Annotated in this window: 13 protein-coding genes and 1 pseudogene; 1 reads left to right on the forward strand and 13 read right to left on the reverse strand. The window is 63.1% G+C overall.

What is annotated here, in order from left to right:
• Window positions 1–3: 3 nt before the first annotated feature.
• The 10 genes from D886_RS0118745 to D886_RS0118790 all read right to left on the reverse strand — a co-directional run bounded on the left by D886_RS0118745 (window position 4) and on the right by D886_RS0118790 (window position 9,421).
• The gene (locus D886_RS0118745) at window positions 4–1,800 is read right to left on the reverse strand and encodes an ATP-binding protein (protein ID WP_027595372.1); all 1,797 of its coding nucleotides are present in this window, start codon (window positions 1,798–1,800) and stop codon (window positions 4–6) included.
• 204 nt (window positions 1,801–2,004) lie between these two features.
• A complete protein-coding gene (locus tag D886_RS0118750) occupies window positions 2,005–2,568 on the reverse strand; it encodes an NUDIX hydrolase (RefSeq protein ID WP_027595373.1) in 564 nt (187 codons plus the stop codon).
• A 2-nt stretch (window positions 2,569–2,570) separates the two neighbouring features.
• Window positions 2,571–3,335, reverse strand: coding sequence for a GntR family transcriptional regulator (locus D886_RS0118755; protein WP_027595374.1), 765 nt, complete (start codon window positions 3,333–3,335; stop codon window positions 2,571–2,573).
• Window positions 3,336–3,424: 89 nt separating this feature from the next.
• Window positions 3,425–3,814 carry a carboxymuconolactone decarboxylase family protein gene (locus D886_RS0118760; protein WP_016499260.1) on the reverse strand — a complete coding sequence of 130 codons (390 nt, stop codon included), beginning with the start codon at window positions 3,812–3,814 and terminating at the stop codon, window positions 3,425–3,427.
• Between the two features lie 204 nt (window positions 3,815–4,018).
• Entirely contained in the window at window positions 4,019–4,504 is a 486-nt protein-coding gene (locus D886_RS0118765) for a flavin reductase family protein (protein WP_027595375.1), read from the reverse strand.
• A gap of 13 nt (window positions 4,505–4,517) precedes the next feature.
• On the reverse strand, window positions 4,518–5,999 hold the full coding sequence (locus D886_RS0118770; RefSeq protein ID WP_027595376.1) for an aldehyde dehydrogenase: 1,482 nt from the start codon (window positions 5,997–5,999) through the stop codon (window positions 4,518–4,520).
• On the reverse strand, window positions 5,996–6,829 hold the full coding sequence (locus tag D886_RS0118775) for an alpha/beta fold hydrolase (RefSeq protein WP_027595377.1): 834 nt from the start codon (window positions 6,827–6,829) through the stop codon (window positions 5,996–5,998). Before D886_RS0118775 ends, D886_RS0118770 begins: the two co-directional genes overlap by 4 nt.
• 68 nt (window positions 6,830–6,897) lie before the next feature.
• Window positions 6,898–7,494 (reverse strand): amino acid synthesis family protein, encoded by a 597-nt coding sequence (locus D886_RS0118780; protein ID WP_003256068.1) that lies wholly within the window; start codon window positions 7,492–7,494, stop codon window positions 6,898–6,900.
• 334 nt (window positions 7,495–7,828) lie between these two features.
• On the reverse strand, window positions 7,829–8,869 hold the full coding sequence (locus tag D886_RS0118785; protein WP_027595378.1) for an LLM class flavin-dependent oxidoreductase: 1,041 nt from the start codon (window positions 8,867–8,869) through the stop codon (window positions 7,829–7,831).
• Between the two features lie 66 nt (window positions 8,870–8,935).
• Window positions 8,936–9,421 (reverse strand): flavin reductase family protein, encoded by a 486-nt coding sequence (locus D886_RS0118790; RefSeq protein WP_027595379.1) that lies wholly within the window; start codon window positions 9,419–9,421, stop codon window positions 8,936–8,938.
• Window positions 9,422–9,738: 317 nt separating this feature from the next.
• On the opposite strand from D886_RS0118790, the gene D886_RS0118795 reads away from it, so the two are divergent.
• A complete protein-coding gene (locus D886_RS0118795) occupies window positions 9,739–11,142 on the forward strand; it encodes a cytosine permease (protein WP_027595380.1) in 1,404 nt (467 codons plus the stop codon).
• Between the two features lie 122 nt (window positions 11,143–11,264).
• Here the strand turns inward: D886_RS0118795 and D886_RS28890 are convergent, their stop codons facing one another.
• The 3 genes and pseudogenes from D886_RS28890 to D886_RS0118805 form a co-directional block, all read right to left on the reverse strand.
• On the reverse strand, window positions 11,265–12,128 hold the full coding sequence (locus D886_RS28890) for a methyl-accepting chemotaxis protein (protein WP_371098201.1): 864 nt from the start codon (window positions 12,126–12,128) through the stop codon (window positions 11,265–11,267).
• Window positions 12,120–12,890, reverse strand: a pseudogene (locus D886_RS28895) (MCP four helix bundle domain-containing protein); the annotation flags it as partial. The pseudogene D886_RS28895 and the gene D886_RS28890, both read right to left, overlap by 9 nt.
• A gap of 230 nt (window positions 12,891–13,120) precedes the next feature.
• On the reverse strand, window positions 13,121–14,323 hold the full coding sequence (locus D886_RS0118805; protein ID WP_027595382.1) for an NAD(P)/FAD-dependent oxidoreductase: 1,203 nt from the start codon (window positions 14,321–14,323) through the stop codon (window positions 13,121–13,123).
• Between the last annotated feature and the right edge of the window lie 219 nt (window positions 14,324–14,542).

Here is a 14,542-nt window from a genome sequence, read left to right on the forward strand (position 1 = left end):
CTGCTATTCAGAAACCTCAGGGCCGGCAGAGGGCGCTTGTTGCGGCAGGTACAGGGTAAACGTCGTGCCCTGGCCTTCGACGCTGATCACCTCTACATCGCCTTCGGACTGCTTAGCAAAGCCGAACACCTGGGAAAGGCCAAGCCCGGTGCCTTCACCGGGCGCTTTGGTGGTGAAGAAGGGGTCGAAGATGCGATCGAGCAGCTCGCTGGCGATGCCGACACCGCTGTCCACTACCGAGATGGCGGCAAAGGGCCCGGCTTGCGCGGCCTGCCCACGCAGGACGGGCAGGCGTTGGTTGGCCTGAAGGCGCAGGCGCAAGGTGCCTTCCCCGGCCATGGCGTCGCGGCCGTTGAGCATCAGGTTGATGATCGCGGTTTCGAGTTGGCTGAGGTCGGCGCGGATATGGCAAGGCGCCTCTGGCAGTTCGATTTCCACCTGAACCCGTGCACCGGTAGCGGTATCGAGCATATCGGCCATGGCCTGCAGCCGCGGCCCGGCCTCGAACACTTGTGGGCTCAAGGCCTGCCGACGGGCGAAAGCGAGCAGTTGGCCGGTCAACTTGGCGCCGCGTTCGACGGTGTCGGCAATGGTTTTGAGGTAGCGCTCGCGGCGTGCTTCGTCCAGGTTGGGACGCTGCAAGAAGTGCAATGACGAGCGGATGATGGTCAGCAGGTTGTTGAAGTCGTGTGCCACACCGCCAGTCAACTGGCCGATGGCCTCGAGCTTCTGTGCCTGGCGCAGCACGGCTTCGGTGTGCAGCAGCTGGGCGGTGCGCTCTTCGACGCGGTGCTCCAGGGAGGCGTTGAGCGCCTCCAGCGCGGCCAGGGCTTCACGCACTTCGGCGTGGGCCTGCACCCGTTGGATATGCGACCAGCAGCGTTCGGTGACTTCGCGGATCAGGCGCAGTTCATAGCCCGTCCATACCCGGGGCGCCTTGTCGTGAATAGCCATCAGGGCGGTCAGGCGACCGTCCTTGATCAGCGGCATGCAGATGGTCGCGGTGATGCCGATGGCCTGGAACGTCGCGGCTTCCTCGGCGGCCAGTTCGTTGAGGTTGTCATTGATCACCAGCGGTTCGCCTGCACGCAGTCGGCTGACAGCCAGGCGACCGAAGTCGGCCAGGCGGTATTGGCCGATTAGGCGCGGTGAGCCGGGGGCGACGGTGTCGCCGCAGATGTTGAAGCCGTCCTGGTCGGGGTCCATCACCGCGTAGGCGCAGCTGGACAGTTGCAGGTGTTCCACCAGCATGCGGGTGGTGATGGCCATGATCCGCTCGGGGTCGGTGGCATTGGCCACTTCGCGCCCCAGGCCGTCGAGAAAGCTCAGGCGCTGGCTGTTGACCACGCTGGTGGTGGTTTCGGTCACCGTGTCGAGCATGCCCAGCACAGTGCCGTCTTCGCCGCGGATCGGGCTGTAGCAGAAGGTGAAGTAGGCGCGTTCGGGGGCACCGTTGCGGTCGATGACCAAGGGAAAGTCTTCGATGTAGACCGCCTCACCGGCCATGGCGTGTTCGGCCATGGCGCTGATTTCGCCCCAGGCCTCCTGCCACACTTCACTGAACGGCCGGCCTAGGGCTAAAGGTTTGCTACCGAGGATAGGGATAAAGGCATCGTTGTACAAAGTGATCAGCTCGCGGCCCCACAGCACGGCTTGCGGAAAGCGCGAGGCCAGGCACAAGGCCACCGAAGTCTTGAGCGCGCTCGGCCAGGCCTCGAGCGGGCCCAGTGGGCTGTGGGTCCAATCGTGCTGGCGGATGCGTTCGGCCATCAGCCCGCCGCCGTCTAGCCATTTCGCCATGTGTGCTGCCGATCCTTCATACCTGGGAGGATAAGGGTGCACCGAGAATAGCGAATTGGCGAGGGCTTTATGTCGTCTGTGCGGGCCTCTTCGCGTGTAGGAGCAGCCTTGTGCTGCGAAGAGGCCAGCGACAGCAGCGAAGATCTCCGCTGTTATCCCCGGCTTCTTCGCAGCACAAGGCTGCTCCTACCGAATCGCGCTGGCTCAGCGAATGAAATGCACCTTACCGGTATCGTCATTGCCCATGTAGATGCCGTACACCCCGGCCTGGCGCTCCAGGATATACCGCTCGAGAATCTGCCGGATGGCCGGGTAGTAGATTTCGTCCCAGGGGATTTCGTCCGGCTCGAAGAACTTGTAGGCCAGTGTCTCCGGGCCGAACTGGCCGGTCTCCTGCGTGGCGATGGCGCGGAAGATGATGTACACCTCACTGATCTTGGCCACGCTGAAAATCGAGTAGGGCGAGACGATTTCGGCGTGCACGCCGCTTTCTTCCCACACCTCGCGCAACGCCGCCTGCTCGGTGGTCTCGCCCGCTTCCATGAACCCGGCGGGCAAGGTCCAGGTGCCAGGGCGGGGTGGAATAGCCCGCTGGCACAGCAAGTACTTGCCATCGCGCTCGATGATGCAGCCGGCGATGATTTTCGGGTTGATGTAGTGGATGTAGCCGCAGCCGGTGCAATGCAGGCGTTCGTGGGTGTCGCCTGTGGGAACGCCCCGGGCCAGTTCCGTGGTGCAGTGCGGGCAGTAGCGCGGGGCGTTGGGCATGGTCAGCGGCCTAGGCGGGGTTCTATACGTGGCTCTTTGAGGGCCAGGGGCTCGACCATGTCGCGCACCTTGGTGTGGTCATCCTGCTTCTGGCGCAGGTAGTCCAGGGCCACCTTGGCGGCGGCGCGGACGTGATCGACCGAGGCTTGGTGGGCGACCAGTGGGTCACCGCCCTTGATCGCCTCGACGATCTTTTCCATCTCCCGGTTGCTGGCACCGCGGCGGTTTTCCTGCGACACCGAGGTGGCGCGCAGGTAGCTGATGCGGGCCTGCAATTGGCGCAGCTGTTGAGCGGCAACCTGGTTGCCGGAGCCTTCCAGCAGCACATCGTAAAAGCCTTGCACCGAGTCGAGCACCTGTTGCAGTTCGCCTTCCTCCAGGGCTTCGCGGTTGACCTCCAGCGCGCGCTCCAGGGCGCGAATGTCCTTGGCCTTGGCATTGAGGGTGAACAGCTGGACGATCAAGCCTTCGAGCACGCAGCGCAGCTCGTAGATATCGCGGGCATCTTCCAGGGTAATGATGGCCACGCGCGGGCCTTTGGCGTCGGCGAACTCGACCAGGCCTTCGGATTCGAGGTGGCGCAGGGCTTCACGTACAGAGGTGCGGCTGACCCCGAGGCGGTCGCAAAGGTCGCGCTCCACCAGGCGGTCACCTGGCAGCAAGTGGAAGTTCATGATCGCGGCGCGCAGCTTGTCGAGCACGATTTCGCGCAGGGTAACGGGGTTGCGGTTGACCTTGAAGCTGTCGTCGAGTGGCTGGCGTTTCATCAGGTGCGCTCTTTATGAGGCTGTTGCGCCAACCCGCGGAGCACGCCGAACCGGGCGCTGCTCCTTACGGTGGTTCGAACAGCCCGTTGTTAACGGGTTGACTCCGCATCGGCTTCGGCGAACGCTTCGCGGGCCAGGCGGAAACTGTCCACCGCCGCGGGTACGCCGCAATAAATGCCGACTTGGAGCAGGATCTCGCGAATCTGTTCTCGGCTCAGGCCATTACGCAATGCGCCGCGGATGTGCAGCTTGAGTTCGTGGGGCCGGTTGAGCGCGGAAATCATGGCCAAGTTTATCATGCTGCGCTCTTTGAGCGACAAGCCTTCGCGGCCCCAGACATGGCCCCAGCAATACTCGGTGACCAGCTCTTGCAAGGGCTTGGTGAATTCATCGGCGTTCTGGATCGAGCGGTTGACGTAGTCCTCGCCCAGCACTTGGGTGCGGATCTGCAGGCCTTTCTCGTACTTTTCGTTGCTCATGCGTCTGGCTCCGAATCAAAACAGGGGCCGCAACCGAGGGTGAGAGGGTCGCGCGGCCCCTAAAAAATGGGTGGAACAGGGCCGCTTTGCGGCCCAATCGCCGGCAAGCCGGCTCCCACAGGTACAGCACAGGCAGACAGGACCGTGGCGATCCTGTGGGAGCCGGCTTGCCGGCGATTGGGCTGCAGGGCAGCCCCAAGGGTATCAGCCCAGCGGGGGCAGGGCGCCCAGCTTGCCTTTGTGGTAGACCATCGGGGTGACCGGATCTGCCGGCAACACCAGGTTTTTCACCGCGCCGACGATGATCGCGTGGTCTCCGCCGTCATACTCGCGCCACAGTTCGCACTCGATGATCGCCGTGGCCTTGGCCAGCAACGGGTTGCCCAACTCGCTCAGGTGCCAATCGATCCCCTTGGCCTTTTCCTTGCCCTTGCCGGCAAAGGCATACGCCTCGGCGGTTTGCTCGGCAGACAGCAGGTGAATGGCGAACTGCTTGCTGTCACGCAGGATCGGGTACGTGTCGGAGGCGTAGTTGGGGCAGAACAGCACCAGTGCCGGCTCGATCGACAGCGCGCTGAACGCGCTGGCGGTGATACCGACGATGCCGCCGTCGGCGTCCAGGGTGGTGACCACCGTAACGCCGGACGGGAAGGAGCCCATCACGTCTTTGTAGATGCCTGGTTCGATCATCTCGTGCTACCTCTTAACGCATCACAAACGGGTCGGGCATCGGCGCGGTGGACAGGTTGATCCACACGGTCTTCAGCTCGGTATAGGCCAGCACCGAATCGATGCCGCTCTCACGGCCGTAGCCGCTGTTCTTGAAGCCACCGATCGGCGCCATGGCCGACACCGCGCGGTAGGTGTTGACCCAGATGATGCCCGAGCGTACGTCACGGGCCAGGCGGTGGGCGCGGCCCAGGTCGCGGGTCCAGATGCCGGCCGCCAGGCCGAACTGCGAGTCGTTGGCAATGGCCAGGGCCTCTTCTTCGGTCTTGAAGCGGATGACCGCGGCAACGGGGCCGAACACCTCTTCCTGCATGATGGTCATCGAGTTGCTGTCGCACTCGAACAGGGTGGGTTCGTAGAACCAGCCGTCACCCTCGACCTCGGCACGCTTGCCCCCCAGGTGCAGCTTGGCGCCTTCGGCCTTGGCCGCAGCGACCAGGCCTTCGACCACAGCCAGTTGCTGAGCGGTGGCCATCGGGCCCATTTCGCTGGCGTCGTCCTGCGGGTTGCCGATGCGGATGCGCTTGGCGCGCTCGACCAGGCGGCTGACGAATTCGTCGAAGATCTCGTCCTGTACCAGCAGGCGTGAACCGGCCACGCAACTTTGCCCGGAGGCGGCATAAATGCCGGCCACGGCGCCGTTGATGGCGCTGTCCAGGTCGGCGTCGGCGAAGATGATGTTCGGCGACTTGCCGCCCAGCTCCAGCGACAGCTTGGCGAAGTTCTCGGCGCTGCTGCGCACCACATGGCGGGCCGTGGCGGCGCCGCCGGTGAAGGCGATCTTGCGTACCAGCGGGTGGCGAGTCAGGGCCGCGCCGGTGCTAGGGCCATAGCCGGTGACCACGTTGACCACACCCGGCGGGAAGCCGGCTTCAAGGGCCAGGCGAGCCAGCTCGAGGATGGTCGCCGAGGCGTGTTCGGACGGTTTGAGCACGATGGTGTTGCCAGCGGCGAGGGCCGGGGCCAGCTTGATGGCCGTCAGGTACAGCGGGCTGTTCCACGGGATGATCCCGGCGACCACGCCAATCGGCTCGTGCACGGTGTAGGCGAACAGGTCTGGCTTGTCCAGCGGCAGGGTGCCGCCTTCGAGCTTGTCGGCCAGGCCTGCGGTGTAGTGGAAGAACTCGGGCAGGTAACCGACCTGGCCGCGGGTTTCGCGGATCAGCTTGCCGTTATCACGGCTTTCCAGCTGGGCCAGGTGCTCTTTGTTCTCGGTGATCAGGTCGCCCAGCCGGCGCAGCAGTTTGCCGCGCGCCGTGGCGGTGATGCTGCGCCAGGCAGGGCTTTCGAAGGCACGCTGGGCGGCCTGCACGGCCAGCTCTACATCGGCTTCGTCGGCGTCGGGCAGTTGCGCCCAGGCTTGGGCGGTGGCCGGGTTGAGGCTGTCGAAAGTCTTGCCGCTCTGGGCATCGAGCCATTGGCCGTCGATGCACATCTGGAAACGTACGAGGGTCATGCAACAATCCCCTTGGCGGATTCGGTGAGGGTGCGGGCTTGCTTGAGGAAGTCCAACAGCATCTTGTTGACTTCACGCGGTGCTTCCACCGGCATCATATGCCGTTGCTCGGCGAGGACCACACTGTGCGCCCCAGGGATGCTGGCGGCGAGCTGACGGGTCATGGCCGGGGTGGAGCCCGAATCGAGTTCGCCGGTGGCGATCAGCGTCGGCACCTGGATGCTGCCCAGGTCGCTGGCGCGGTACATGTCCTGGGTGGCGAACAGCGAATAAGTAGTGTGGTAGCCCTGCGGGTCGTTGCTCGCCAGCACCTGGCGAATGGCGGCGACCTGCGCCGGGTTGGCAGCCTTGTATTCACGGCTGAACCAGCGGTCGAGGGCGGCGTCGACGTTGGCGTCGGGTCCGAGCTCCGCCGCCTGGGCGGCGCGGGCGATAACGCCGGCACTCTGCTCGGGGGTGCGGTTGAACACGCTGTTGAGCACCACCAGGGCAGACAGCCTGTGCGGGTAGTTGAGGGCGAAGGCACGGGCCACCAGGCCGCCCATGGAGAAGCCAATTACGGTGGCCTGGGCAATCTGCAGGTGGTCGAGCAACTCGACGAGCTGGGCGGCGTAGCCTTCCAGGCCGGTGTCGGCGGCTGGCAACGCACTCTGGCCGTGGCCGAGCATGTCGTAAGCGATGACGCGGTAGTCATTGGCCAGGCCAACGAACTGACCGCCCCACATTTCCTTGTTCAGGCCCACACCGTGGATCAGCACCACGGGTTGGCCCTGGCCTTGGTCCAGGTAACTGGTCCCGGCCGGTGTACGTTCAGCGACAGGCTGAATCATGGAGGGCGCTCCTTGAAGGTCGGGCGCGGCGGGTAAGCACGCCACGCCCCGGCCCGTCTTGGTTGTTGTTATTGAGCGTTGGCTTTTTCGGCAGCCAGTTCTTCCAGGTCGATGTAGCGGTTGCCAATGCGCGGGTGCAGACGACCGCCGTCGGCAGCGCCCAGGACCACGACGATTTCGTCGGCACGCGGGGCGTCTTCGATCTGCATTTCAAGGGTGATGTAGTGCGAACGCAGGCCTTCGTCGTCCTTCTGCATCATCGGGATCTGGATCGAGGTGCCTGGGCCGCCGCGCTTGTTGGTGAAGCTCAGGTAGCTCTTGGCCTGTACCGCTTCGCGGTAATGGTTGCCGAAACGCAGGGTGTGGATCACGGCAGAGGCGTGTTCAATTTCGCCGTCGGCGCCGACCACAGCGGCTTTACCGTAGGCTTCGATCTTGTCGGCACCGCCGATGGCGGCGGTCAGGCGCTCGACCATCAGTGCGCCCAGCTCAGAGCAGTTGGCACGGATTTCCGGCTTCAGATCTTCTACAAAACCACGACCCGCCCACGGGTTCTTGATCACCACGGCCAGGCCGACCATGGTCACCGGTTTGTCAGTGGCCTTGCCGCCTTCGATGCGGGTCTCTTCGGAGTAGGTGACGATCTTGCGGATTTCGAAACTCATGGGTGGCTCCTGGTGAGGGTTATCAGCTCTTGTTGTCTGATGGTATACCATAATATTTGTTGTGCAAGAGGCGTCTGGAAATTTCTATTGCCAGGGGACGAAAGGTGGGCTGATCCCTTGAATCTTGTGGTGTCTGTACTGGCCTCTTCGCGGGTGAACCCGCTCCCACAGGTACCGCGCAGGCCTTGAAAGCTGTGGGGAACCTGTGGGAGCGGGTTTACCCGCGAATGGGCCGGTGCAGGCTGTCACTGAACTTCAAAAAAAGCCCGCTCACGCGGGCCGCAAGGGCCCCCGGGAGCGGGCTGATCCCGCAACTACTTCAGGCAAAGGGAATTCAGGCGAACGCCGGCACCACTTCCTTGATGAACAGCTCGAGCGACTTTTTCTTCTCGGCGTGGGGCAGGCTGTTGTCGCACCAGAAGCTGAACTCGTCGACGCCGAGCTCTTGGTAATACTTGATGCGCGCGATGATTTCTTCGGGTGTGCCGATCATGGTGTTCTTGCGGATGTTTTCCAGCTGGAACGCCGGCACTTCGGCAAACTTCGATTCCGGGCTCGGCTCCAGGAAGCCGTTGACCGGCACAGTCTTGTTGCCGAACCAGGCGTCGAAAGTGCGGTAGAAGCGCGAGATGGCCTGGGCGCCAACCTTCCAGCCTTCAGGCTCGGATGGGCTGTGCACGTGGGTGTGGCGCAGCACCATCAATTGTGGACGTGGCACATCCGGGTTGTTGTCCAGGGCCGCCTGGAACTTGTTTTTCAGGTCCAGCACTTCTTCGTCACCCTTCATCAGTGGGGTGACCATGACGTTGCAGCCGTTGGCCACGGCGAAGTTGTGCGAGTCTGGGTCGCGGGCGGCGATCCACATCGGCGGTGTAGCGTTGAACGGTTTCGGCACGCTGGTGGAGGTGGGGAACTTGTACACCTCGCCGTCGTGGGCGTAGTCGCCTTCCCACAGTTTGCGCACCACCGGGACCATTTCACGCAGGGCCTTGCCGCCGTCGGTGGCAGGCATGCCATTGGCCATGCGGTCGAATTCGAACTGATAGGCGCCGCGCGCCAGGCCCACTTCCATGCGGCCGTTGCTGATCACGTCGAGCAGGGCGCATTCGCCTGCCACGCGGATCGGGTTCCAGAACGGCGCGATGATGGTGCCGGCGCCCAGGCGGATCTTCTCGGTGCGCGCGGCGAGGTAGGCCAGCAGCGGCATCGGGCTTGGCGAAATGGTGTACTCCATGGCGTGGTGTTCGCCGATCCACACGGTGCTGAAACCGCCGTTCTCGGCCATCAGGGTCAGTTCGGTCAGGTCTTCGAACAGCTGGCGGTGGCTGACCTGTTCATCCCAACGTTCCATGTGTACGAACAACGAAAATTTCATGGGGCTTTCCTCGGAGCTTGAAAGTCTCGCCTGGCGCGCCAGGCGTCAGTAATAAGGCTAGGTGCTTCAGGCGAAGGCGGGCAGGCTGGCCATCTTGCCGCGGCAGTAGATCATCGGCTGCGGGGCTTGCTCGGGGACGATCAGGTTGTGCACCTTGCCGACCATGATGGCGTGGTCGCCACCTTCATATTCACGCCACAGTTCGCATTCGATGATGGCGGTGGCATTGGCCAGCAGCGGGTTGCCCAGCGCACTCAGGGACCACTCGATGCCGGTGGCTTTGTCTTTGCCTTTTTTGGCGAACGCATAGGCTTCGGCTTGCTGTTCACCAGAAAGCAGGTGAATGGCGAAGCGCTTCTGCTTGATCAGCACAGGGTAGGAGTCGGAGCTGTAGTTGGGGCAGAACAGCACCAGCGGCGGGTCCATCGACAGGGAGGAGAAGGCGCTGGCGGTAAGGCCGACGATCGAGCCGTCGTCGTCCAGGGTGGTGATGACGGTAACGCCGGACGGGAAAGAGCCCAGGACGTTCTTGTAGACGGTTGCGTCGATCATCTCATGTACCTCAGAAGGGCTGCGGTGGTCCGCGGTTTTTATCGTTGATGTGTCTGATGGTATACCGTAATACTCGATTTGCAAGCGGAATTTTCCGCCGTAGCAAAATCACGATGAATGGCGCAAAGCCGCATGGATAGGGGGCTTGGCGGAATTTCAATGCCCCAGCTTCAGGTGCTGAACCGGATCAGTTAGGGTTTTTTAAGCCGAATCAGTGTTGTCAAAAGTTTGGAATACCATAATATGGTCCGCAGCTGAGAGGCCGCCTAGACGCGGTTTCCTTACAAAGATAAAAACGACCTTTCGAGCTGAAAACCATGTCCCAACCGTCATCGCAACACCAGTTTGTCGAGAATCACACGGTCGATTACGTTCCACCTGCCGAGCGCCATGGGAAGGCGCGCGACCTGTTCACCCTCTGGTTCAGCACCAACATTGCGCCGCTGCCCATCGTCACCGGTGCGATGGTGGTGCAGGTGTTCCACCTGAACCTGGTGTGGGGGCTTGTCGCTATCGTGCTGGGCCACCTGCTCGGGGGCGTGGTCATCGCCCTGGCCTCTGCGCAGGGACCGCAGCTGGGCATTCCACAGATGGTCCAGAGCCGCGGCCAGTTCGGCCGTTATGGCGCCCTGCTGATCGTGTTCTTCACGGCGCTGATCTATGTGGGCTTCTTCATTTCCAACATCGTGCTGGCGGGCAAGACCATCCACGGTATCGCCCCGAGCGTGCCGATGCCTGGTGCCATCGTCATCGGCGCCCTCAGCGCGACGGCCATTGGCGTGATCGGCTACCGCTTCATCCATATCCTCAACCGTATCGGTACTTGGGTGATGGGGTCGGCGCTGCTGGCCGGGTTCATCATGATGTTCATCCAGGAGCTGCCGGCCGACTTCTTCAGCCGCGGTGCGTTCAATTTGTCGGGCTTCATCGCCACGGTGTCGCTGGGCACCATCTGGCAGATCAGCTTTTCGCCGTACACCTCCGACTACTCACGCTACCTGCCTAAAGAAGTCGGCATTGCCAAGCCGTTCTGGGCCACCTATTTCGGTGCCACGCTGGGCACCATCCTGTGCTTCAGCTTTGGTGCGGTGGCGGTGTTGTGCGTACCGGAAGGCACGGACGCGATGGACGCCGTCAAGCAAGCCACCGGCTGGCTCGGCCCGATCCTGATGGTGTTGTTCCTGCTCAACATCATCAGCCACAACGCGCTCAACCTGTATGGCGCGGTGTTGTCGATCGTCACGGCCATCCAGACCTTCTTTGCCAAGTGGACGCCGAGCATCAAGGTGCGGGTGATCCTGGCCTCGGTGATTCTGGTGGGCTGCGGCCTGGTAGCGCTGAATGCGTCGGCGGGCTTCATTGGCCAGTTCATCGGCTTGATCCTGGCGCTGTTGCTGGTGTTGGTGCCGTGGGCGTCGATCAACCTGATCGACTTCTACCTGATCAAGAAGGGCCAGTACGACATCGCGTCGATTTTCAGTGCCGACGGCGGCATTTATGGGCGCTTCAACCACCACGCGATCATTGCCTATGCGTGCGGGATCGTGGTGCAGCTGCCGTTTGCCAATACGGCGCTGTATGTGGGGCCGTATTCGAACATCGTCGAAGGGGCTGATTTGTCCTGGCTGATCGGGTTGCTGGTGACGGTGCCGCTGTATTACTGCCTGGCGACGCGCGGGCAGAGTGTTAACAGTGCGCGGGCTGTCAGCGTGAACGACTGACAGTTGCAATTGGGGCCGCTTTGCGGCCCATCGCGGGCAAGCCCGCTCCCACAGGGACCACGCGAACCTGTAGAAGCGGGCTTGCCCGCGATGGGCTGCAAAGCAGCCCTAGCTATCTTGAGTCAAACCTTGAACTGGGCAACCATCCCATTCAGGTCCACCGCCAACCGCGACAGGTCCTGCGCCGCCGCACTGGTCTGATTCGCACCCGCCGACGTCTGCATCGCCAGGTCGCGAATATTCACCAGGTTACGGTCTACCTCCCGCGCCACCTGCGCCTGTTCCTCCGACGCACTGGCGATCACCAGGTTGCGCTGGTTGATCGAGGCAATCGCTTCGGCAATCACCTCAAGTGCCTGGCCTGCAGACTGGGCCACTTCCAGTGTGCCCGTGGCACGCCCTTGGCTGCTGTGCATGGCGCTTACCGCGCGCTCGGTGCCGGTCTGGATACCCACGATCATCTGTTCGATTTCTGCCGTGGACTGCTGAGTGCGGTGGGCCAGTGCGCGCACCTCGTCGGCGACTACCGCAAAGCCACGGCCTGCCTCACCGGCCCGTGCTGCCTCGATGGCGGCATTGAGCGCCAACAGGTTGGTTTGCCCGGCGATCGCGCCGATCACATCGAGCACGCGGCTGATCTCGTTGGCATTGTTGGCCAGCAGTTCGATCTCGGCCGAGGTACCGGTGACGTCGTCGACAAGGTGCTGGATCGACGCCAAGGCCTGGTTGACCTGGTCGCGACCGTCGCGGGTGGTGCGGTCGGCGCCTTTGGACGCGTCTGCGGTACTCACCGCGTTGTTCGCCACTTCTTCCACGGCGGCTGTCATCTGGTTAACAGCGGTAGCGGCCTGGTCGATCTCCGCACTTTGCTGGTGCAGGCCGCGGCTGGTGTCCTCCGTGACGGTGTGCAGCTCTTCCGAGGCCGAGGCCAGCTGGTCGGACGATGCGGCAATCTTGCGCAGGGTGTCGCGCAGGCTGTCTTGCATGCGGCTCAAGGCGCGCAGCAGTTGCGCCGGTTCGTCGCGGCCGATTACGCGAATTTCGCGGGTCAGGTCGCCGGTGGCCACGCGCTCGGCCACGGCCACCGCGTCGGCCAGGGGCACGACGATGCTGCGGGTCAGCACCGTGGCGATGGCTGCCAGCGCGAGCATGATCACCAGCAGTGAACCGATGATGGCGGTCAACGCTTGGTCTGCGACATCGCTGCTACGTTGCGAGGCCACTTCAGCGCCTTTGCTGTTGTAGGCGATCAGTGCCGCCATGGCTTTCATCATGCTGTCGGCATGCAGGGTGAGCGGGCCGTTGATCTTCTGCCTGGCCTGGTCAATGTGCCCGGCGGCGATGTCGTCGAGCACCTGCGCCTGCAGGTCGACGTACTGTTGGTGGGAGGTGCTGAAGGCATTGAACAAGGCGCGGTCGTCGGCGGCGATGATGGTGCTGTCGTAGTCCTGGAGGCCGTCCTTGAGCTGAGCGTTGATGCCTTTGAGCAGGTCGAGGTTGCGTGCGCGCTCGCTGTCATCGTCATCCAGCGCCGCGCGCAGCGTCAGGGCGCGGCCCCGGCCGAGGTTGCTGCTGATTTCACTGAGTGCGACCACGGCGGGCAACCAGGTGACACGGATCTCGTCCGTGGCCGTGTCCATTTGCCGGGTCTCGTAGAGGGCGATCAGGCCCATGCCCAGCACCAGTGCGCCCAGCAGGGCGAATACGCTGGCTGCGCGAATGCCGATCTTCATATTCCGTAACTGCATGGAATGCTCCTTGACGGTGGCGTGCAGGCGTCAAGAGCATGGACGGAAGGCCGGGTCACCGGGGGTGGTGCCAGCTCTCGATGCGCTGCGGATTTAGTGTGTGTGCCTCACCCTCGGAAATGTTTTATTTAAATGATGGCATATGGACATCATTATTGACCAGTCATTCAATGTAACGACATGTGCGGACAAATCCGTCGTTTTTTGACGGATTTGTTCGCTTTCAGGTGTCAGACGATCGGGATTAGCGGGTCGGCAGCGGCCAGCGCCAGTGCCCGGTCAGCGGCGGGTGGGTAGATCCACACCGAGTTGATCTGGCGCTTGAGTGCCTTGCCTTCCTGGCCGTGCAACTTCAGCTCACGCACCCAGCCCTCACTGTAGGCCGCGCCCCAGTCGCCGAGGTCCAGGCAGGTGACGTATTTGGGCTGGCGGTAGATGACCGGGTCGATGCCCAGCAGGTCGGCAGCGGCATTGTTGCCGCAGTGACGGCCCATGGGGATGGCGTGCTGGCAGGTCATCAGGGCGTGGTTGCCCAGCTCGTCGACAGCGGCCCAGGCGGTGTCGCCGGTGGCATAGATGTGTGCCTGGCCAACCACTTTCAGGTGATCGTCGACCCGCAGGCGGCCTGCGCCGTCACGCTCGCCGGCGACCTGTGCAGTCAAGGGGCTGGCCTTGACGCCTGCGGTCCAGATCACCGTGCTGCTGGCGATGTACTCGCCGTTGTCCAGGGTGACGCCGCCGGCATCGACAGCCACCACCGAGGTACCGGTCAGCCATTCGACACCCGCCTGTGCAGAGGCGGCCTCGATCGAGGGGGTGATGCCCGCGCCCAACGCCGCGCCGACACGGGCGCCACGGTCGACCACCAGCACACGCACCGCGCTGCCGTCACCGAGCAGGGTGCGCAAGCGTGCGGGCATTTCGGTTGCCGTCTCGATGCCGGTGAACCCGCCACCACAGACCACGACCGTGTTACGCGCCGGGGAGGCGGGCAGGGCGGCCAGCCCCAGCAGGTGCTGTTCCAGGCGCACGGCTGACTCCATCTGGTCGACATCGAAGCTGTGTTCGACAAGGCCTGGTACAGCCGGGCGCGCCACCTGGCTGCCGGCGGCGAGGATCAGGCGGTCGTAGTGGATCTGCTGGGGCTGCCCCTGGGCATCGGTGTAGCTCACGCTGCGCCCGTCGGCGTCGATGCTGTCGGCGTTGCCAGGGATGAAGTGCACGCCCACGGCCTCGAACAGCTCGCCCAACGGCGCCTTCATGCCATGCACATCCGCTTCGTAGAAGCGTGGGCGAATGCGCAGCTCGGGTTGAGGGGCGAGCACGCTGATACGTAGGTCTTCACGTTGTGCCTGGTCCAGCAGGCGAGCAGCGCTCAGGGCGCTCCAGACACCGGCAAAGCCGGCACCGATGATCAGGATGTTGGATTTCATGCAGGTGCTCCGCAACGGTCATGTAGGGAAAAGGGCTTCGATGACACGGCAGGTGCCTTTCGAATAACTACGACTGTATTGATCGTAGTTTTCGTCTGCAAGTTTTTTTTCGTCCCAGGTAGGGGCGCAACCCGCCGGTCAACACCTGGGAAGGCCGTGTTTTGATGGGTTTTTGGCGGTGAATCGAAGATTTTGCTGGCGACGAGCGGTCGTTCGGGT

The sequence above is a fragment of the Pseudomonas sp. LAIL14HWK12:I7 genome (assembly GCF_000483465.1).
In the GTDB taxonomy this organism is placed as follows: Bacteria; Pseudomonadota; Gammaproteobacteria; order Pseudomonadales; family Pseudomonadaceae; genus Aquipseudomonas; species Aquipseudomonas kermanshahensis.

Excerpts from the sequence above, each read along its gene's own strand:
- D886_RS0118785 (WP_027595378.1), bottom strand. The coding sequence starts at position 8,869 with ATGAAATTTTCGTTGTTCGTACACATGGAACGTTGGGATGAACAGGTC.
- D886_RS0118795 (WP_027595380.1), top strand. The coding sequence starts at position 9,739 with ATGTCCCAACCGTCATCGCAACACCAGTTTGTCGAGAATCACACGGTC.
- D886_RS0118770 (WP_027595376.1), bottom strand. The coding sequence starts at position 5,999 with ATGACCCTCGTACGTTTCCAGATGTGCATCGACGGCCAATGGCTCGAT.
- D886_RS0118745 (WP_027595372.1), bottom strand. The coding sequence starts at position 1,800 with ATGGCGAAATGGCTAGACGGCGGCGGGCTGATGGCCGAACGCATCCGC.
- D886_RS0118790 (WP_027595379.1), bottom strand. The coding sequence starts at position 9,421 with ATGATCGACGCAACCGTCTACAAGAACGTCCTGGGCTCTTTCCCGTCC.
- D886_RS0118805 (WP_027595382.1), bottom strand. The coding sequence starts at position 14,323 with ATGAAATCCAACATCCTGATCATCGGTGCCGGCTTTGCCGGTGTCTGG.
- D886_RS0118780 (WP_003256068.1), bottom strand. The coding sequence starts at position 7,494 with ATGAGTTTCGAAATCCGCAAGATCGTCACCTACTCCGAAGAGACCCGC.
- D886_RS0118750 (WP_027595373.1), bottom strand. The coding sequence starts at position 2,568 with ATGCCCAACGCCCCGCGCTACTGCCCGCACTGCACCACGGAACTGGCC.
- D886_RS0118760 (WP_016499260.1), bottom strand. The coding sequence starts at position 3,814 with ATGAGCAACGAAAAGTACGAGAAAGGCCTGCAGATCCGCACCCAAGTG.
- D886_RS28890 (WP_371098201.1), bottom strand. The coding sequence starts at position 12,128 with ATGCAAGACAGCCTGCGCGACACCCTGCGCAAGATTGCCGCATCGTCC.
- D886_RS0118765 (WP_027595375.1), bottom strand. The coding sequence starts at position 4,504 with ATGATCGAACCAGGCATCTACAAAGACGTGATGGGCTCCTTCCCGTCC.
- D886_RS0118755 (WP_027595374.1), bottom strand. The coding sequence starts at position 3,335 with ATGAAACGCCAGCCACTCGACGACAGCTTCAAGGTCAACCGCAACCCC.
- D886_RS0118775 (WP_027595377.1), bottom strand. The coding sequence starts at position 6,829 with ATGATTCAGCCTGTCGCTGAACGTACACCGGCCGGGACCAGTTACCTG.